Source organism: Alteromonas mediterranea DE, from assembly GCF_000020585.3.
Taxonomy (GTDB): Bacteria; Pseudomonadota; Gammaproteobacteria; order Enterobacterales; family Alteromonadaceae; genus Alteromonas; species Alteromonas mediterranea.
This window is the reverse complement of the sequence record NC_011138.3, coordinates 1384021-1404751: the sequence shown is the minus strand read 5'-3', so window position 1 is coordinate 1404751 and position 20731 is coordinate 1384021. Positions and strand designations below refer to the sequence as shown.

At 45.0% G+C, this 20731-nt stretch carries 13 protein-coding genes; 9 read left to right on the top strand and 4 right to left on the bottom strand.

What is annotated here, in order from left to right; translation table 11 throughout:
• Positions 1–101 precede the first annotated feature (101 nt).
• Entirely contained in the window at positions 102–617 is a 516-nt protein-coding gene (gene sixA / locus MADE_RS06370; protein WP_020744710.1) for a phosphohistidine phosphatase SixA, read from the bottom strand.
• 171 nt (positions 618–788) lie between these two features.
• On the opposite strand from sixA, the gene MADE_RS06365 reads away from it, so the two are divergent.
• The 3 genes from MADE_RS06365 to MADE_RS20670 all read left to right on the top strand — a co-directional run bounded on the left by MADE_RS06365 (position 789) and on the right by MADE_RS20670 (position 8777).
• Positions 789–3536, top strand: coding sequence for an insulinase family protein (locus MADE_RS06365; protein ID WP_023559567.1), 2748 nt, complete (start codon positions 789–791; stop codon positions 3534–3536).
• A gap of 218 nt (positions 3537–3754) precedes the next feature.
• Positions 3755–8311: an EAL domain-containing protein gene (locus tag MADE_RS06360; protein ID WP_023559566.1), complete on the top strand. Its 4557-nt coding sequence runs from the start codon at positions 3755–3757 to the stop codon at positions 8309–8311.
• A 298-nt stretch (positions 8312–8609) separates the two neighbouring features.
• Complete coding sequence (locus tag MADE_RS20670; protein WP_023559565.1) at positions 8610–8777, top strand: hypothetical protein; 168 nt, start codon at positions 8610–8612, stop codon at positions 8775–8777.
• Positions 8778–8878: 101 nt separating this feature from the next.
• Here the strand turns inward: MADE_RS20670 and MADE_RS06355 are convergent, their stop codons facing one another.
• From MADE_RS06355 to fadI, 3 genes are all read right to left on the bottom strand, one after another.
• On the bottom strand, positions 8879–9076 hold the full coding sequence (locus MADE_RS06355) for a hypothetical protein (protein ID WP_020743164.1): 198 nt from the start codon (positions 9074–9076) through the stop codon (positions 8879–8881).
• A 208-nt stretch (positions 9077–9284) separates the two neighbouring features.
• The gene (gene fadJ, locus MADE_RS06350; protein ID WP_023559564.1) at positions 9285–11426 is read right to left on the bottom strand and encodes a fatty acid oxidation complex subunit alpha FadJ; all 2142 of its coding nucleotides are present in this window, start codon (positions 11424–11426) and stop codon (positions 9285–9287) included.
• 19 nt (positions 11427–11445) lie between these two features.
• Complete coding sequence (fadI, locus tag MADE_RS06345) at positions 11446–12756, bottom strand: acetyl-CoA C-acyltransferase FadI (protein WP_012517844.1); 1311 nt, start codon at positions 12754–12756, stop codon at positions 11446–11448.
• A gap of 411 nt (positions 12757–13167) precedes the next feature.
• On the opposite strand from fadI, the gene MADE_RS06340 reads away from it, so the two are divergent.
• Genes MADE_RS06340 through MADE_RS06315 form a run of 6 tightly spaced genes read left to right on the top strand, consistent with a single transcriptional unit; the run spans position 13168 to position 20624 of the window.
• Positions 13168–14124 carry an AAA family ATPase gene (locus MADE_RS06340; RefSeq protein ID WP_012517843.1) on the top strand — a complete coding sequence of 319 codons (957 nt, stop codon included), beginning with the start codon at positions 13168–13170 and terminating at the stop codon, positions 14122–14124.
• A gap of 3 nt (positions 14125–14127) precedes the next feature.
• Complete coding sequence (locus MADE_RS06335; RefSeq protein WP_012517842.1) at positions 14128–15102, top strand: DUF58 domain-containing protein; 975 nt, start codon at positions 14128–14130, stop codon at positions 15100–15102.
• On the top strand, positions 15102–15770 hold the full coding sequence (locus MADE_RS06330) for a DUF4381 domain-containing protein (protein WP_012517841.1): 669 nt from the start codon (positions 15102–15104) through the stop codon (positions 15768–15770). The genes MADE_RS06335 and MADE_RS06330 overlap by 1 nt, the downstream gene beginning before the upstream one ends.
• Positions 15763–16812 (top strand): vWA domain-containing protein, encoded by a 1050-nt coding sequence (locus tag MADE_RS06325; RefSeq protein ID WP_012517840.1) that lies wholly within the window; start codon positions 15763–15765, stop codon positions 16810–16812. The genes MADE_RS06330 and MADE_RS06325 overlap by 8 nt, the downstream gene beginning before the upstream one ends.
• On the top strand, positions 16812–18815 hold the full coding sequence (locus MADE_RS06320) for a vWA domain-containing protein (RefSeq protein ID WP_012517839.1): 2004 nt from the start codon (positions 16812–16814) through the stop codon (positions 18813–18815). Before MADE_RS06325 ends, MADE_RS06320 begins: the two co-directional genes overlap by 1 nt.
• Entirely contained in the window at positions 18816–20624 is a 1809-nt protein-coding gene (locus MADE_RS06315; RefSeq protein WP_012517838.1) for a BatD family protein, read from the top strand. It abuts the gene before it with no gap.
• The last annotated feature ends 107 nt before the right edge of the window (positions 20625–20731 follow it).

Sequence of the window (20731 nt, the reverse complement as noted above, 5' to 3'; positions counted from 1 at the left end):
TAAACTTTGACACTCTCAAAGATACTATCGACCGGAGAAAAGGATACTTAACGATTAATTGAACAATTCTTGGAATTTATCGGCGACGCTGAATAAAAACGTTAAAGGCCCTGATAGTGAGTGACTAACGTGCCCTTGTGTTCGCGTAGCGAGTATTTAATGACGGCAATAGAAGCCGTAGAAAACAAACTTGTTGTGTACGACTGGCATAACTCATCAACTAAGTAGCTAACTAAGGGCATATGGCTTACTACCAACAACTTTTTAATCGGCTTTTTGGAGTTGACCGCGGCATGTAGCAGGCCATCAATGTAATCGCTCACAAGTTTCGGCGAGCCTTCTGGAACAATATCATCACTACTTTCTACTTTGCCTGCAGCAATATCTAGCGACACCATATCATGGGTTTGCTTTGCTCGACGGTAGGGGCTAACAAGCGCTAAATCAACGACGCCTGTATTGCAATATTGGTCTTTTAACCACAATGCGGCGGTTTTAGCTTGTTCTCTACCTAGAGGGGTAAGCTGTCTGCTTTTATCATCGAGTCGGGGCGCTTCGGCTTCACCGTGACGCATAATGAAAAGATAAATGTCGTCGTTGCTACTTTGACCTGACATAACATTGCGCATAGTATTAATGAATGTATGCTAACGATATCAGAGAGCTGATACTACGCCTAGCGCTAAACGGCGAATAGTGAGAATTTTCGTACATTATTTAACGTTTTGTGAAGTTCTTCTAAATAGATGCTCCAGCAGTAAGGTGCTCCTGACCAAAAACGAGACAATGTGAATAACACCATAAACTTAGAAAATGCGCATCACGTTACTCTACCCAATGGATTGTGTGCCATGTTATGCCATACACCTGAAGCCAGCGAGTCTTTCGTATCTATGGCGGTTAGAGCGGGTCATTTTTACGACCCTAACGATTGTCAGGGGTTGGCCCACCTACTTGAACACATGCTTTTTATGGGAAGTCGCCACCTGCCCAAGCCGAACGCAATTAATGGGTTTATTGAGCAACACGGTGGAACAATAAACGCCTGGACGGGGACTGAATACGCCAACTACCACTTTAGCTGTAGCGGCGGTGCGTTAGCGCAAACTTTGCCCGCGTTTGCTGATATGCTTAGACAGCCCTTGTTCGAAGAAGACGCATTAACTAACGAAATAAAAAACATTCATGCTGAGTTCGAATTTAAGAAAAAAGATGACCTCCGTCGTCTGTACCAAATTCACAAAGAAACCTGTAATCCTCACCACCCCTTTGCGAAATTTTCCGTAGGCAACAGCGACACCTTTTCACAACATGAATGCGCTGAACTAAAGCACCGGCTAAAATCTTTACATCAAACTTACTACTGCGCCTTGAATATGCGATTGTGCATTGCCAGCCCTATGCCAACTCCTCAGCTTGAAGCCCTTATACACCAGTGCTTTGGCTCGCTGCCAAGTGGCGAACTCGCGCCCGATAACTGGCCCCCTCTATATACTGAAAACGAGTTGGGCATACAGATAAATATACACCCGTTACAATCAGCTAAACGAATGATTGTGACTTTCGCCCTCCCTGCTTTGCAAAACGATTACAAAACAAAGCCGTTAAACTACATCAGCCACTTAATTGGTGATGAGGGCGAAGGCAGCTTGCTTGCTTATTTAAAAGAAAAGGACTGGGCGCTCAACCTGATTGCAGGCTCAGGCATTGAGGGAGACAAATTTAAAGACTTTAATGTGAGTTTTCAGCTCACTCAGAAAGGCCTTGAAAACAAATCGCAGGTATTAGAAGCCCTCTTTAGCTACATAGCGTTAATTCGAAACGACTCTGTAGAAGAGTGGCGCTTTCACGAGAAGTCGCAGCTTAACGCCCTAGCCCTTGAATACGAAGAAAATGTAAAGCCACTCGGCCTAGTGACTGAGTATGCCGAGCATCAGTTTATCTTTGACGCTAGCGAGTTAAACCAGTTGCGTTCGACAATTGGTAGTTTTGACCGAACTGTTATAGAACACGCTTTATCTTACTTTACACCAGACAATATCCGTTTAAAGGTAATTTCAAAAGATGTAGACACCACGCAGGTTTGCGCGTTTTATGAGGCGGAATATAGCGTTGAGCCTATTGACGATAGCGTATTACGTTCGCTCGCTTCGCCTAAAAAAATAGCGGCACTAAACCTTCCTCCACCTAACCCTTACTTGGCAAAAGAATATTCTCTTGTTTTGCCCGAAACAGGGTTCAATATTCCCAATAAACTTGTCGACAACGGCCACTATCGCTTTTGGTTTGCTCAAGACCAGCAGTTTCATAGCCCAAAAGGCGATATTTATATCTCCTTTGATGCGACCTCTTTTTCAAATTCTTTAACCTCGGTCGCGGCAAAGCGAATTTGGTTAGGCGCGCTAAATGACTACTTACAAGCTAAATACTATCGCGCCGAGATTGCTGGATTACATTATAGAATTTATGGGCATCAGGCGGGGTTTACTCTGCATACTCGAGGCTTTACTAATCAACAGACATTGTTAGCCGGCCAGCTTCTTGACGCTGTGTTGAGTTTCACCCCGGACGAGCGGGCATTTGAACACCATAAAGCCCTTCAAATTCAAAGCTTACATAATTCGCTTTTAAACAAGCCTACTAACCGTTTATTTTCCCGGTTAAGCGTGCTGATTCAAAGAAACACGCAAGCGCCAGTTGAACTGTTAGACGTGATCGACAACATCTCTTATGACCAAATGCTTACCAGCCGCAGTAAGGCTTTTAAGCGATACTTTGTCGAAGCCTTTATGCATGGGAACTGGACCAGTGATGAAGCAAAATCGTTTTCAGCCTCTCTTAAAGGTCAATGCGATAGCGCGGGCGGTGCACCGCTATCACGGGCCGTATCGAAGTTACCAGTAGGCGGCACTTTGTACCATGAAGTGGTGTGCAACCATGATGACTCGGCAGTGGTGCTTTATCTGCAAGCCCCGTCGCCCAGTTTAACAGACACAGCCCTTTGCATGGTATTGGAGCAAATGCTGGCGGCGCCATTTTTTAATTCACTAAGGACAGAGCAGCAGCTAGGCTACATTGTTGGTACGGGCTATGTTCCCCACAACCAGCATCCGGGAATGGCCTTTTACATTCAAAGCCCTCAGTGCAGCCCTAAACAGTTGTTAGATGCCATGACAGGTTTTTTATTCCAGCAACTAAACGAAATTGAGTTCTATCGCTTTTACTGGCCTACTATTCAACAAAACCTTATTAAACAACTAGAAGAAAGGGACCTAACCCTCTCTATGAAGTCACAGCGGTTATGGGTTAGTTTGGGAACCCAAGATTTGGGTTTTAACCGCAACACAAAGCTTGCAGAGCGCGTGAAGAGCCTTAGCTTTGAAGAGATACAAGACTTCGCACACCAGTTAGCCAAGCGTGAACGGTGTGGAGAGCTCGTGCTGTTTTCGAAAGGAAAATTTGAAACTATACCGACTAACGAAAAGCGCACTATTAACAGTATTTCTCAGTTTAAGCAGGAAATACCTTATTACTGATAAGTTAATACCTTCACCTTTTGCCAACTCTATTGAAACGTACATCTTAATCGATTTACAAAAGCGAGTTGGCTATTAAGTAACCCACCAATATTGTTATTTCCAAAAAGTCCTTGTAGAGACCCTTTTAATTCGGCATATTTATTGTTCTGGTCGTTAGGGATGCTGCCAGTAAATAAATAAAAAAATAATAAATGGCGTAAGCCAAAGGTGTTTAGGTGCGCTCAACCCTAATATATTCAATGCTGCTTCTTTTGTTGGCTTTGTCGGGAGTACTTTTTTCTTCCGCAAAGGCGATAGAGGTTTCTGATCTTCATTTTACAGAATTAAATAAGCAACACGGCCTTTCAGACACTGCAGTACTTGATATTGTGGAAGACCACATGGGCTTTATTTGGCTGGCAACGTCAAATGGCCTCAATCGCTATTCAGGTTATGACGTAAAGCAATATCATCCGTCAGATGTCGACCCGAATTCCTTACCTTCAGGTTTCATTAAAACATTATTTGTTGATTCAGACGGCAAATTGTGGGTTGGAACCAATTCTGGTTTGGCGCTCTATCAGCCAGAGTCAGACAGTTTTAAAGTTTTCAATAAAGAAAACTCGGTAATAAAAACAGATTTAATCACAGCGATTTCTGAGGCGAATAATGGTGACGTACTTTTTTCGGATAAAAAGTTCCTTTACCGATATTCGAAACAAACGTCACAAATAAGCGTTCTCACCCAAGTTTTTAAAGACGAAAGCTTTATAAAAGTTATCTTTGAAGAAGCTAACCGTATATGGGTAGGCTCCAACAAGTTTGGTGCCGCCCTAATAGATACAGAAACGCTGGAAGTTCACGACACAAGCAAAGTCAACCCCTGGGGCGTCTCTTTAGATATACGCGCGCTACACGATATAGTCGTGATTAACGGCAATTATTGGTTAGCGACAAATGAAGGTCTAATCGTTTTAGCCTCTAACGGTCGTATTTTAAAGCGAATTCAAAGCGATGATTTAGGGGTCAAAGAAGAAGTAAACTCGCTTTCAATCTCTGTAGTGGGTAAAGATATTTGGGTCGGCACTTTTATTGGACTGTTTTTATTGTCAGATGCTGCTGAAAGCACCATATCACCTGATTATCGCCCTGACTTTTTGCATTTAAATTCAGACACTTACAGCGCAACTGGCATTCCATCTGCCATCGTCATGCGAGTGATTGAGGACCGGACCGGTGTAGTGTGGGCCGCAACCTTTCATCGCGGCGCTTTCAAGTATCACCCTGAATATGCCAGCGTACATTTTCAACCCGTTTATAATTCTGACCGCCATAGCGACGATAACTTTTCTACCTTGTGGGGCTTTGCTGAAAGCAGCGACAAGACACTTTATTTGGTTTCTCAGCAAAAAGGGCTTGGTAAAATATCTCGGGAAACGGGAAATGTGTCCTTTTACAACTTTTTCGAGGAAATGGACCCAGCCATACACTACTGGGATATTGAAATTGATGACCAGGACAACATTTGGATTGCATCCTCTGCAGGCTTACTCGTCCTAAAGGACAATGGAGACGGCTTGGAGTTAGTCCACAAGTATTTTAAAGGTTCATTTATCGATTATATCTTTAAAAGTGACTCAGCCATTTGGCTGCAGGTAGAGGTCGGCCATGTCTATTCAATAGACACTAACTCTGTTTCAGCACAGATTCAAAATGTTCAAGTATTAAATACGGCACTGACTGGAAAACCGGGCGATATGCTAGCCATATATGAGGATGACGATAGTAATATTTGGTTTAGAGCCGGTAAAAAAATAATAATTTATTCTGTTAGCGAGGGCAGAATCATTCAGGTTCTGGACTCATCAAATGACATAAACTCATTAGTTTATGGCGTACATGAAACCCCATCTGGTTTGTGGTTAACCACACGTTCAGATGGCGTTATCCAGCTAGACAAAAAAAGCTTTGCCGTACTTAATAAACAAAAGAGGGACAATCAAAGCGGTTTTATCACCTCAACAACGGCGGTGGGAAATAGCATCTGGTATTCCGATGCCAAAGGGGTTCATAAAGTTCACTTACCGACCCTAAGAGAGGCTGACAGCATTCCCAATGCACAGTTGGAGTTTAATTCTCTTGGTGAAGGCGCTGTAATTACTACAACTGATAAGACTATTTATTTTGGCGGCAATAAAGGCTTTGTTAAAATTTCAAAGCAAGCAATGAACGCGAGTGACCAGGTCAAACAAACCCTCCCCCCGCAACTTTATCAAGTTAGCGTGTTTGGCTCAGTGGCAAAAGCCAGACAAAAGCAAATTGAAAGTGAAGACGTTTCAAATTATCTATCGTTAAAAGAAAATATCACTTATGACGAACAGTTAGCGCTAAAGCACGACGAAACCCGCTTTAGTATTTCGTTTGGACTCGTTAATCCAGTTTATCCAGACCAAGTAGCTTACCGATATAAACTCACTGGTTTTGAAAGTGATTGGATTTATGTTGATAAGGAGCGGAACGCGCAATTCAACAATATTTCTTTTGGCAACTATACCTTTGAAGTTCAAGCCAAAGAGCCGGGTAAAGCGTGGTCTGATAGTCGAAACTTACGAATTTCAATAGACCGCCCCCCCTGGCTTCACGCGGTAGCGCTGGTTTTTTATTGCATTGTCGCATTCGCCATACTCGCCTTTATTGTGCGTCAATATCAGATAAGAAAAGCAAATCAATTGGCTATTAAGGAGTCTGAAGAGCGCTTAAAGCTTACGCTTTGGAGCTCTGGCGACGAACTGTGGGATTGGGATGTATACCGAGGGCAAGTCTACCGTGCTAATACCTGGGGCACCTTAGATTTTCCGCAGGACGATATTCGTACCACCGGCGCGTATGATGCCAACATTCATCCTAACGATATCAATCGGGTAAAGACCGCGTTACGAGAGCATTTAGAGGGGAATAGCGATTTTTACGAGCTTGCCTATCGTGCTAAAACCTTTAAAAATCAGTGGATTTGGATATTAGACCGCGGGAAAGTAGTAGAGCGCGATCACAACGAGCAGCCAGTGCGAATGACAGGGACGCTTAAGAATATCCACCACCTTAAAGAGGCAGAAGAGCAGCTTAATCTATTTAAACGCTCTATTGAAAACATCTCGGAAGGGGTGTTCATCACGAATACGCAGTTTAAGTTTATTAGTGTCAATAACGCTTACTGCCGCTATACGGGAGAAACCCGCGAGCAGGCCCTAGCCAGCTACATGCACTTCCATTTGTACCCCGACGCATTTACCGAAGAAATTAAGAAAACCCTTAAAACTAAAAGCAACTGGTCGGGCGAAGTAGAGAGCGTGCGCGTAAATGGCGAACGTTATGAAATGGAGCTTAATATTGATGCGGTTCACGATGAAGACGGAAAAATTAGCCATTTCGTAGGGGTATTTAGCGATATAACCTCGCGTAAGAGTACTGAAAAAGAGCTATTGAAACTCGCTAATGTCGACCCGCTCACAGAGCTTCCCAATCGCTCGTTTTTCCAGGCGAGTCACCAAAACTTGGTGCGAAAGGCAGCACAACACAGCCTGCTTTGCTTAGACATGGATAACTTCAAAAAGATCAACGATTCCCTAGGCCACCAAACTGGCGATATCTTGATTAAACAAATCGCCAAACGGCTACAGCGCATTACGGGTAAAAACGCCACCTGTTATCGCTTAGGTGGCGATGAATTTAGTATATTGATGGAAGACAATGCGGATATCCACACGGTAACCCACTACGCCCAAAACTTACTAGATACCCTGTCGCGCCCGTTTATTATCAATAAGCAGGAGTTCGTCCTTGGTGCCAGTATTGGTATTGCATTTTTCCCAGACGACGGTGAATCCCCCCAGGAAATGCTGAAAAATGCCGACACAGCCATGTACTTTGCCAAAAACAATGGTGGCAATAGCTATCAATTCTTTAGTGGTGAAATGAACCAAAACGCGGTTAGGCAGCTGCAAATTGAAAACCTTATTCGCCAAGGCATTAAAGACGATCTGTTCACTGTGTATTATCAGCCCAAAGTGGATATCGCTTCTGGTAAATTGGTAAGTATGGAAGCACTGGTACGTTTTGAGCACCCGCAAAAAGGCATAGTGAGCCCCGGGCAATTTATTCCGTTGGCAGAACAAACCGGTCAAATTATTGAGATTGGTGAGCAGGTACTACGTAAAGCCTGTGCCGATACGAAACGCTGGGTAAATCAAGGGTTATTTAGCGGCCGTGTTGCCGTAAACATTTCAGCAAAGCAATTTGAGTTGCCAGATTTAGACGACAGGATAAATAAAATACTAAGCGATGTGGGTTTGTCACCGCTGCATTTGGAGTGTGAAATTACCGAAGGTACGCTAATGGAAAGCCCTGAAAACGGGCTACAAATGATGACTCGCCTTCGCGAGCGCGGTATTCACCTTGCGCTAGATGATTTTGGTACAGGCTACTCGTCGCTAGCGTATTTAAAACGCTTCCCTTTAAATACCTTAAAAATCGATAAAGCCTTTATTGACGACATTGCAAAGAGTAACGTCGACCGTCATATGGCCGCCGCTATCATAAACATTGCCCACAACTTGGGGCTAAAAGTGGTGGCGGAAGGCGTTGAAGAAGAGTCTCAACTCGACATTCTGCGACGTTATGACTGTGAAATGCTGCAGGGCTTTCTATATAGCCGCCCGCTTAACGCAGAGCGCTTTGAAAAACTGCTAACAGAAAACCAAAAGCTTCATACTCTTTTAGGTAATACGCAATTCTAGAATGGCGCGCCTTGCTTAAGGGGCGTCAAATTTCCTTACAGACTTCCGCTTTTTGCAGCACAAGGCAAAAAAACGCCCTTTTAACCCTTCGTATATTAGACTTTAGTGCCAACTTTATGGCGCTAAAGCATCCCCCGTCAGCTCACAAAAAAAAACAAACCATAACCTATTGATTTAAATGAACATTAATTATTTTCTTAATATTGGCACGGTACTCGCTATACCATTGGTGTCGATAAGAAATATAAAACAATCGGCTTTGTTTGTTCGTTCAAAAAAATAATCAGAGGAAATTAACATGTTAAAAGAGTACGCCGTTGCACTAGTACTTTCTACCGCTACCCCAGTTGCTGCCGACAAGCAAGAAGGCGCTAAACAAGCTCCTGACTCACAAAAAGAAACTGTTACTCAACCAGAGTACATTAGACCTAAGACAGGTGGCAGTGATGGTGGCGTAGGCTTCTAATTTGAAGTTAAAACGATTTTCAAAAAAAAGAGAGCCTCTGCTCTCTTTTTTTATATCTGGGGGATAAGAAATACTGCTATTAGTTTACGTAAACGCTACAGCTACGCCGCAATATAAAGGTTATTAAACCCAACCGCATTACGCCAGTGTAAATGTCGAGAGATAGAGAACATAGGCAGTAGAACAGGGCCTAGAATAAGGCCAGCAATCGCCCACTTCTTCGCGTTCATTCCCCATTTAAACGCTTCTACATAAAAATATAGAGAAAATATAACGCTTAATACTACGAGTGAAATCACACTGCCTCCAACCTGTTTAACCTTAATTTGCAGAATTATTTGTCTCTATCAATTATTCACGTTAAGCCACTGATAATTGACGCCAACAATTTGACACGTTTAATTCTTAACCGCGCAGATTTTACCCAAAATAGAGCAATAAACCAGCAGAAATAGGCGTCAGGCACAAAAAAACCGGGCTAAGCCCGGTTTTTAACATTTTATAAACTTAACTATAAAATGTTTGATCATTTTCCGCCATGTTCACCAACACATCGGCCGGTGCGAATTTATCGCCTACCGCTGTTGCATAGTGATTAAGGCGCGCAACCACATGTTTAATGCCAAGCATATCCATATAGCGAAATGGTCCGCCTAAAAATGGAGGGAAGCCAATACCGAAGATAGCGCCGATATCACCATCACGAGCGTTACGAATAACGCCTTCATCCAAGCAACGCGCTGCTTCGTTTAGCATCATTAGTACACAACGTTCAGCCACTTCTTTTTCGCTTAGCTTAGCAGAAGGTGATAGCCCAAGAAGCTCGTAGATAGACTCATCCACTTCTTTACCAGGTTTTTTACCCTTGTAAGAATAGAACCCTTTCTGATTCTTCTTACCTTTTCTGCCATCGGCCAATACTTTGTCGAAGGCACTAGGCGCAGTGAAACGCTCACCAAACGCCTCTACAAGGAATGGGATGATCTTGGTACCTACATCAATGCCCACTTCATCAAGAAGCTTAACAGGCCCTACAGGGAAGCCAAATTTAACCAGAGACTTATCAATATGCTCAATAGGCTCACCGTCAAGAATAAGGTTTGCCGCTTCGTTCATGTACGGGGCTAAAATGCGGTTTACGTAGAAGCCCGCGCCGTCTTTAACTACAACCGGCGTTTTACCTTGTTTTTTAGCAAACTCAACCGTTGAAGAAATTACTTGGTCTGACGTTTTCTCATGCGCAATAACTTCAGCTAGCGGCATTTTGTCTACTGGCGAGAAGTAATGTAGGCCAATCACGTTTTCTGGACGTGCTGCTTCTGCCGCGATCTGCGTAATAGGGATCGACGAAGTGTTAGACGCAAAGATGGTGCTTTCTTTGCAGTTTTCTTCAATATCCGCCACCATTTTTTGCTTAAGATCTAAGTCTTCAAAAACAGCTTCTACAACAATATCTACATCTTGATAACCGCTGTAATCTAACGTTCCGGTTAATAGCGCAAGTTGCTTCTGCATTTCGCTGTTACGCATGAAACGCTTCTTCACCTTCTTGTTTAAAATGTCGTAACTGTATTTCATTGCGTTAGCGATGCCTTCAGCGCGGACATCTTTAATACGCACAGGTACGCCCGCTTTCGTTGAAGTTACATAGGCAATACCACCGCCCATTAAACCACCGCCAAGCACGCCGACCTTTTTCATCTTTTCAGGTTTAACACCTTCAACACCGTTTTCTTTCTTCATTTCCGTTGTCGCGAAGAAAATTTGGCGAAGTTGGAATGACTCAGGGGTCATGACAAGCTTACCGAACGCTTCTGCTTCGGCTTTAAGGCCCGCTTTCATACCTTCGTTGATACCAGTTTCGATAACATCGATGATATGGCCAGGTGCAGGGTAGTTGCCTTTCGTTTTTGCAAAGGTCGCTTCGCGCGCTTTTTTGAACATCATGTTACGGCCTGGGCCGGTCTTTTCTAACATTTTGTCCATCACGCTTTTTTGCGGTGCTTCACGTTCAGGCTTGCGCTTAAGAGCAAACTGCTCTGCCACTTTTAACAGCACGCTATGCGGCACTACATCGTCTACAATGCCGTATTTTTTGGCTTGTTTGGCTCGCGCAGGAGAGCCCGTAAGCATCATCTTCATTGCTTGCTGAACGCCAATTAGACGAGGAAGACGCTGTGTACCACCACTGCCCGGCAGCAAGCCTAGCTGAACTTCAGGTAAACCTACCTGAGTACTCGGTGAATCGGTACATACACGATAGTGACACGCCAATGCTAGCTCTAAACCACCGCCTAATGCAGGGCCATGAATAGCGGCAACAAACGTCGCCTTCATGTTTTCAATTCTATCGAAAATGGCTTGGCCACCAGCAGCAATGGTGGTGGCGTCTTCAGCAGTTTTACACTCAGCAAGCATACTGATATCTGCACCTGCCACAAACGAGGTAGGCTTACCGCTGGTAAGGACTACACCTTTAATGCTGCTATCACGCTCAATATCATCGAGCATGGTAGAGATTTCATCGCCGAATTCCGCTTTAAGCGTATTCATACTTTCGCCAGGCACGTCCATGCTAAGAATAGCAACGCCATTATCCTGCTTTGTTAACGTGAATGCGCCAGATGTTGGCTGAACTTCATTTGTCATTTCTTGTTCCTGACTCATCTTATTCTGTCTCCACAATCATAGCGGCACCTAGACCACCGGCAGCACACGCAGTTAATAGACCTGAACCACCGCCACGACGATTCAACTCATTTAGCATTTGCGTAATCATTCGAGTACCGGTTGCGGCAAATGGGTGACCATAAGCAATAGAGCTACCCATTACGTTAAACTTATCCATATCAATTTCGCCAGTTGCTTTGTCGCGACCTAATTTCTCTTTGGCGAATTTGTCGCTTGCAAACATTTTAACGTTTGCCAAGGTTTGCGCTGCGAACGCTTCGTGCATTTCAATTAGCGTTAAGTCGTTTAGGGTCATGCCTGCGCGGTCTAGCGCAATAGGTGTCGCGTACGACGGTCCCATTAACATGTCTTCCCAAACGTCTATTGCAGCGAATGCATAGCTTTTGATGTAACCCAGTGGGGTATAACCTAGCTCTTTTGCACGGCTTTCTGTCATCATTAGCACTGCAGAAGCACCATCGGTCAGTGGTGTAGCGTTAGCGGCGGTGACAGAACCGTATTTTTTGTCAAACACAGGGCGAAGCTTTGCGTACCCTTCAAGCTTTGAGTCAAAGCGTACGTTGTTATCGCGCTCAAGGGCCGCTTTATAAGGTTCTGCATACGCCGTCATTACTTCGCTTGACAATTTACCCGCTTCCCAGCTTTCAGCCGCAAGGCTGTGCGAACGGTGCGCTAGCTTATCTTGCTCTTCACGAGAAATCTGGTGTGTTTTTGCCATTTGTTCGGCCGTTTGGCCCATCGACAAACCGGTAGAGTACTCCGCTACCGCAGGTGGAACGGGCGCGAGGTCTCTTAAGCTTAAGCGCTTGAAGATATTCAGCTTCTGACCAAGGGTTTTGGTTTTCTGTAAGTCTACTAGCGCGCGCGCTAGATTTTTTGACACTCCAATTGGCGACACAGACGTTGAATCTGCACCACCAGCAATACCCACTTGAACCGTACCAGCCATCATGCTTTCAGCAATATTGACTGTCGATTGGAAACTTGTAGCACAGGCGCGTGACACGCTGTATGCGTCAGTGTGAACGTTCATTCCCGTGCCAAGTACTATTTCACGCGCAATGTTTGGTGCTTCAGGCATTTGGACTACCTGACCATAAACCACCTGATCAACCCACTCTTTTTGAACACCATGGCGAACGAGAAGTTCGTTTACGACCATTTTACCTAAATCTACAGCCGGTACGCCGTGGAAATATGTAGCCATTTTCGCAAACGGAGTACGCAACCCCGCGACAATGGCGATGCGATCACCCTCTCGGGTAGTAACTGATTGTTTTGTAGCCATAATGCACCTAAATTGAGGACCTACTTTAAACTTCGCTTTACTGATTCAAAGTGGTCTGACCTGTAATAAACCCGATTTTTACAAACTATGAACAAAATAGCAAATAATGCGGGGAGAAGGACAATATAAATAGAACTAACGTTGTTATCGCCATCAATAGACAGTAGTAAACAACAATGGTTTTGCCATAAGCGCCACCAAATATCGTATTTTTATTACCATTTGACGACTTGAAGAAAGATACAATGAACCTTATATGGAAATGAAAGTCTGTTTTGTGTCATTGTGGCGCGTACTTAGATTTGAATAATTTATTTATAGCGTAAGCGATCACTTTTTTTAGTGGTTCGTTTATGCCTCGGTCGAAATGACACTTCCCTATAACGAGAACTCAAACGGAAATTTTGCATTATGGCAGCAGCGCAATTTCAACAGTTACATGCTTATCTAGACCAGCAAATTATTGGTCAACATGCGTTAACTAAAAGCCTTCTTATCGCTCTTTTAGCTGATGGTCACCTGCTTGTAGAGGGGCCTCCCGGACTTGCAAAAACTCGCGCAATTAATGCATTGGCAAACGGTATCGACGGTGACTTCCATCGCGTTCAGTTTACGCCAGACCTTCTTCCGGCCGACCTGACCGGCACCGACATCTATCGCCCTGAAACGGGTGAGTTTGTCTTTCAAAAAGGCCCATTATTTCATAACTTAGTCTTGGCCGATGAGATAAACCGGGCACCGGCAAAAGTTCAGTCAGCGTTACTCGAAGCGATGGCTGAGCGCCAAATTACCGTGGGCAGTAAAACCTATCCGTTGCCACCGCTCTTTTTAGTTATGGCTACGCAAAACCCATTAGAGCAAGAAGGGACTTACCCTCTTCCTGAAGCGCAGTTAGACCGCTTTTTAATGCACGTTGATATTGACTACCCTGGCGCCGAGACGGAGTTAGAAATTTTGCGCTTAACACGCGGAGAAGCGCTGTCAGAACCGCCTGTCACGCCACCTACCCTTACTCAAGAAGACATATTTACCTCGCGTAAAGAGGCGCTATCTCTTTATATGGCGCCTGAGTTAGAGCAATACTTGGTGCAGCTAATAATGGCAACCCGTAAGCCTGCTAACTTTGATGCGGACTTAGGCCAATGGATTGCTATGGGTACTAGTCCTCGCGCAACCATTAGCCTAGACAGGTGTGCTCGCGCACATGCATGGCTGAGCGGCAGAGACTTTGTTGGCCCAGACGACATTCAAGCCGTTGTTCATAACGTTCTGCGCCATCGAATTATCTTGTCTTACCAAGCCGAGGCGGAAGGTATTACGATAAACGATGTGCTTGATAAGATTGTAGCTACTGTCGCAGTTCCATAAACCATGGATAATGTACACGCGCAGCTATACAAGCTGCAAAGTAATGGTGTTTCTCTGTCTACCGCAGAGCTTCTTCGCTATCAGCAGTTAGCCAAGCTATTTAACTTAGCGCCAAAGCGTGCGCCCCAAGCTAGGCTCGCAGGAAGCTATCTCACGAAGCACAAAGGGCGCGGTATGGAGTTTGACGAGGCGCGACACTACCAGCCTGGTGACGATATTCGCGCTATCGATTGGCGAGTAACCGCTCGCACGGGAAAAACCCATACTAAGGTTTACCGTGAAGAGCGTGAACGCCCGGTCTTTCTGTTCTGTGACTATTTACCGTCAATGGCGTTTGGCACCCAACTGCTGACAAAAGCGGTTCAAGCCGCTCACGTATCGTCGCTTATTAGCTGGTCTGCCGCTGCCCGCGGAGACAAAGTAGGCGCTCTTGTATTTAATCAACAGCAACATAAAGAAATAAAACCCCTTACCCGCAAAAAAGCCGTGTTGCATGTTTGCCATGAGCTGATGGCATTACACGAGCAAAGCGCGCAAAGCAAACCTGATAAAGCGAAGGACGAAAAAGCGTTTGCCGATGCATGTGCTCGCGCAAGGCGTTTAGCTAGACCTGGCAGCCTGGTATATTTAGTGTCAGATTTTCAGCATTTAAGTGCACAAGCTATTCAACATTTAAGCCATTTAACACGCCATTGCGAAGTAAGGGCAATAGTTGTCAACGACCCTATTGAGCATGCACTTCCGCAAACATCGTCGCTTCAAACAGTGAGCGTTTCAGATGGGCAAAACCAGCAGCGATGGGTGTTAGGCGATACGCACGAACAACGCCAATACAAGAAATGGCGAGATGAACACAATCGTTCTATTTACGACATGCTAAGGAAAAACAATATTTCTCGCTTTAGTGTTTCAGCAGGTATTCCTCTTGATGACCAGCTTCAAAGTATGCAACAAGAACAAAGACTGGAGTTAAGTTGATGCAGAGCAACAATTCTACTCCAACGCTAGCACAAGCTATGCAGCCAGCTAACCAACAGCCGCTATCAATGCCCGGGCAGCAACAAGACCCCCTCGCTCAGCTGCGAGATATACACGTACCCAGTGAGGTAAACCTTTGGCCGTTGGACTGGGGCTGGTGGGTATTAATTGCGTTTAGTGTTCTAGCACTTATTGGTATTTATAAAGTTGCGTCGGCGCATATTCGCCACAATAAGGCGCGTAAACAAGCGTTAGCTCTGTTAGATACGGTTTCAGTACAGCAAGACAACTGGCCTGTCACGCTTAACTCAGTGCTAAAACGCACAGCAATGAGCTATTACCCTAAGCAGCAGGTGGCGGGTTTATACGGTAAACAGTGGCAAACGTTTCTTACCTCGGCCCTTAGAAAGGGTAATAAAACGCTTGAAGATAACTTAGCGTTGCTTGTCAGCAGTGTATATCAAGCGAAACCTAACGCAGGCGATTTTGAAGCCTGTAAAAGTGCGGTGAGAGAATGGCTTAAAAAAGCGCGTTTTCCCAAAACGTTAGCTAATCATTATGGTGAGTTCAAACACACTAAAGACAGTGATGATTCACTTGCCTCGAACAATGTATTACGCAATAAAGCATTAAGCGAAGATAACAACAAGGAGCCACAGCATGCTTAATTTCGCTTGGTGGTGGGTGTTCTTTGCTCTTCCCCTCCCTATTATTGTTCGCTTACTGTCGAAGAAAACGCACGAATCGCCCATGGCGGCGCTGCGCGTACCAAGTTTACGCCCTGGTGAAGTATCAGAGCAGACGCAATTAAAACAAACCAAACCCCCCTTAATTATTAGCAGCCTTATCTGGTTGCTACTTATTAGCGCGGCAGCTCGACCTCAATGGCTAGGAGAGCCTGTTAGTATTCCTAACGAAGGCCGAGAAATGATGCTCGCCGTTGACCTTTCAGGCAGTATGAAAATTGACGATATGCAATTAAACGGTAGGCAAGTTAACCGCCTAACCATGACTAAGTCAGTGGTTTACGATTTTATCCAGCGCCGCGTTGGCGACCGTCTTGGACTTATTTTGTTTGCTGATACTGCATATGTGCAAGCGCCTTTAACTTACGATAGGGACACCGTATCGACCTTGCTTAGCGAAGCGGTAATAGGTCTTGTGGGTGAACAAACGGCGATAGGCGACGCCATAGGTTTGGCGGTAAAACGTTTCGATGAGCGAGACGAGTCTAACAACGTGCTTATATTGCTTACTGATGGGCAAAACACAGCGGGTAATATTACCCCCGAACAAGCCAAAGAACTCGCTATCAATAAGGGTGTTAAAGTTTACACCATTGGTGTGGGCGCCGATAAAATGCTTATTCAAAGCTTTTTTGGTAGCCGTGAGATTAACCCTTCACAAGAACTTGACGAAGGCATGCTTACAGACATTGCTACCTCTACAGGAGGCCAGTACTTTAGAGCACGTAACGCACAAGAGCTAGAGGCCATTTATCAACAGCTCGATGCCCTAGAACCCATTGAAGGCGAAACCCGCAAGATGCGTCCGCTAAGCGCGCTTTTTTACTACCCACTGGCAGCAGCAATAATGTTGTCTGCGCTTTGGGCATTATTTATCCTCGCTAACTCGGTGTACCGCTGGGCAAGACAAAGGCGCACTGCCGTTTCTATGTCCCATGCCAATGCAGTTAAGGAGACGAAATAGTGGAACTCGACTTCTTAAACCAATTTCACTTTCTACGTCCAGAGTGGTTTGCAGCAATCATCCCCCTGCTGCTGCTTGTCATCTTAATAAGAAAGGCAACGGCTAAACAGTCTGGCTGGCAATCAGTAATCCCTTCACACCTTTATCAATATATGGTGATTGGAAAAACAGAGGTGGGGGCAAAACCACCTATAATGCTGTTGGCTATTGCGTGGTTTGTGAGTGTGATTGCATTGGCTGGTCCAACGTGGGAGCGCTTACCTCAGCCGGTATACCAGCTAAAGATGGGGCATGTGATTGTGATAGACATGTCGCTTTCTATGCGAGCAACGGATATGACGCCCGACCGACTGACCCGCGCTAAATATAAAGCGATAGACTTAGTCAATGCCATAGGTGAAGGCGAAATGGGCCTTGTTGCTTATGCTGGTGATGCCTTTGTTATTAGCCCCCTCACCGAAGACGCGGCGAATATTACCACTTTAATACCCAGCCTTTCTCCTGAGATTATGCCTGTACCTGGCAGCGACCCGCTTTTAGGTATCGAAAGCGCCGCAGCGCTTTTAACCAACGCGGGCTATAACTCGGGTATGATTTACTGGATAACTGATGGTATAGAGTTAGCGCAGCAAAATGAACTGCAAGAATATGTCGCGTCTATTCCCTTTACGCTAAATGCACTTACCGTTGGCACAGCCGAAGGGGCGCCAATACGCCAGCAAAGTGGTGAATTACTTAAAGATCACACAGGTAGTATCGTAATTCCTAAACTTAACGACGACGCAGTTAGAGGTGTCGTCAAAACCAGCGGCGGTCGGTTTGAATCATTTACTTCAAACGATACCGATATTGAAGCACTTGCCGCTATTTCATTGTTAGATAAAGGCAACAGTGAAGAAGACGAAGAGGATAACAATATTCAAGGTGACCAGTGGAAGGAAGTAGGCCCTTATCTGGTAGTACTATTGTTGCCTTTGGCCGCTTTCGCATTTAAAAGGGGCTTGGTTTTCTTACTTTTAGTTGGATTACTTAGCCCTCCTGTTATGCAAAAGGCCCATGCATTACAAGGCTCAGACGTAGCAAGCGAACGGCAATCAGGCATAGAAAATTCAGCGCAGCCTAAGTCACTCTCGTGGTGGCAAAAGCCATTTATGAATGACAATCAAGAAGCGTTAAATAGCTATCAGCGAGGCAAATATAAAGACGCGGTTAGCCAGTTTGACGATAAATTGTGGAAGGCATCATCGCTTTATAAGTCGGGGGAGTATGAGCGCGCACTAGCGGCTTTTGAAAATATTCCAGGCCCTGAAAGTTTGTACAATCAGGGTAATGCGCTTGCCAAGCTTGGGAAACTTGAAAAGGCGATTGAAAAGTATGAGCGAGCGCTACAGGAAGCCCCTGATTTTGAAGATGCGAAGACGAATAAGAAAATAATTGAAGACTTATTGGAGCAGCAAGCGCAGCAAGAAAAGCAAAATCAGCAGCAAAACCAGCAGCAAGGTTCAGATCAAAATCAAAACCAAGACAACCAGCAGAATAATGGTGAAGATGATCAGCAGCAGTCAGGCGAGCCCAATAACCAAGATGGTGAGCAAAACGACAATAGCGACCAGCAGTCTGGCCAAAACCAACAACAAAACTCAACGGAACAAAACGGGGAGCAGCAAAACTCTGACAATGCAGAGAGGAGCGAGGACAGTGAGCCGTCTGAGCCTGAACAACAGGAGCCGTCCAGTCAGCAAAATAACGCGGACCAAGGTGAAAACGCGCAGCAAAATAGTGCACAAGCGCTAGATGAAAAGGAATCGTCAGCACAGGAGGCCGAAGCAATGCAAAGTCAAGCGGGCGAGCTATCCGATGCTGAAAAAGAAGAACTACAACGAATGGAAAGTTTAATGCGTCGCGTGCCAGATGACCCCGCATTCTTATTAAAACGAAAAATGCAATTAGAAGCACAAAAGCGTCAGCGTCAACGTATGCCTTCAAACCGGAGTGATTGGTAGATGAGAGCTTTATTACAATCTACATATTTTGTTTTTATATTCGCGGTAATGCTAAATGGGGCCGCTTTTGCTGATGTGAATTCAGTGGAAGCAACCATTGATAGAAACCCAGTCATGGTGGATGAAGCCATCCGACTCACCATTACCGCCGATGGCAGTGCAGACAGAGATGCTTTTGACAGCTCTCCCCTACTCAAAGATTTTGTTGTAGGTCGAACGTCGGTCAGCAGCCAAACCTCTATCGTCAACTTTGACACCAAACGAACAACGGTGTGGACAACCACCTTATTTCCCCGCAAAGAAGGTTCGTTCACCATTCCTTCGCTATCTATCGAAGGTAAAACCACCAAGCCGATACAAGTTAAGGTTATTCCCGTTCAAGAACAAAGCAATGTATCGCGAGACTACTTTGTCACCACAGATATCGACTTAAAAGAAGCCTATTTAAATCAACAGTTGCTCTATACAGTTAAACTGTATCTTTCAAGCAATATTGAGCGCGGCAGCTTACAAGCGCCTGATATGCAAAACGCTGAAATTACTCAGTTAGGCGAAGATAAGCAATACACTGACATTGTTAATGGTCGCCGCTATCAAATTATTGAACGTCAATTTGCCGTTGTACCTCAAGCATCAGGTGAGTTCACATTAAGAGGCCCTATATTTACCGGCGAAGTCATGGCCGCAAATACCAACCAGCGCTTCGGTTTCTTTAATAGAACCCAGCAGGTTAATCGGGTTGGCCCTGATATTACCGTTAATATCAAACCTATACCTCAGGGCATTGATTACCCTTGGCTTCCCTCCGAGATGGTGAGGGTTGATGAAGAGTGGCCTCAAGGCGATAGCTTCGTTGCAGGCGAACCGGTTACCCGCATCGTTACCTTAACCGCGCTAGGTGTGGTTGAAGAGCAGCTGCCTGATATCCCTGAATTTTACCCACCTAATTTCAAGCTTTATCCTGACCAAGATAACACAACGACAGTGGAAAAAGATCAGAGCCTAATTTCTCAGCGTCAAACATCTCTGGCAATAATTCCCACTGAACCGGGCAACTTTGTTTTGCCTGAAATTACTATCCCTTGGTTCAATACGTTAACCCAAAAAACTGAATATGCCACTATTCCTGCTCGTTCCATCACCGTAGCGGCGGCATCAGGCAAAGATGGCAACAACGGTAGCGCACCAGGGCCGCTTGCAAACTCTGAAAGTGCTGACGATACCCCAATGCTAGTTAACACACCTGTTAACCAGGAACGCAGCGACGATGTAGGCGAAGAAAATCGTGATAATGCAAGGGAAACGCGTACCGAAGAGGACACCACATTCCTCTTGCTAACGTTAGCCATAGTGAGCGCTTTACTGGTTGTCACAGCATTAGGGTGGTTTTTAGCATTCAGAAAGCTTAAGCGCGTTACCCATGGTGGACATATTCCAAGCCATGGTAAACACAACGGCAAGGGGGTTAGCGTATTAGGCCATACTGACGAAAAAGCACAGTTTCAACGTGTTATGTCTTTGATAAAAGCCAATGACACAAGGGCGCTTACCCCTGCGCTTCAACAGTGGTTGAAAACACTCACCGGTGACAATGCTCAACTTTCACAGTTTGCAAGCATTAACAGCCTAATGAGCGAGCTTTACGCTGCCCGTTTTGCCAAAAATAACGCCGACAAAAATGCGCAATCAATGCAAATAAAGCCCGTATTTGAAAAGTTATCTACCGAAATCAAACGCCTTAGAAGCGAGTGGCACAAAAAGCACACGGGCGACAGCAACAGGTTATCTGACTTATATCCTGCTTCGTAAGACGCATTTCGATTGCCAATAATAATCTTATAAGGTGAGATTGGCGTCACTACCACCATGCTCCTTTTAACGGTAAAGCCTAACTACTTAAGGTTTACCGTTAAAAG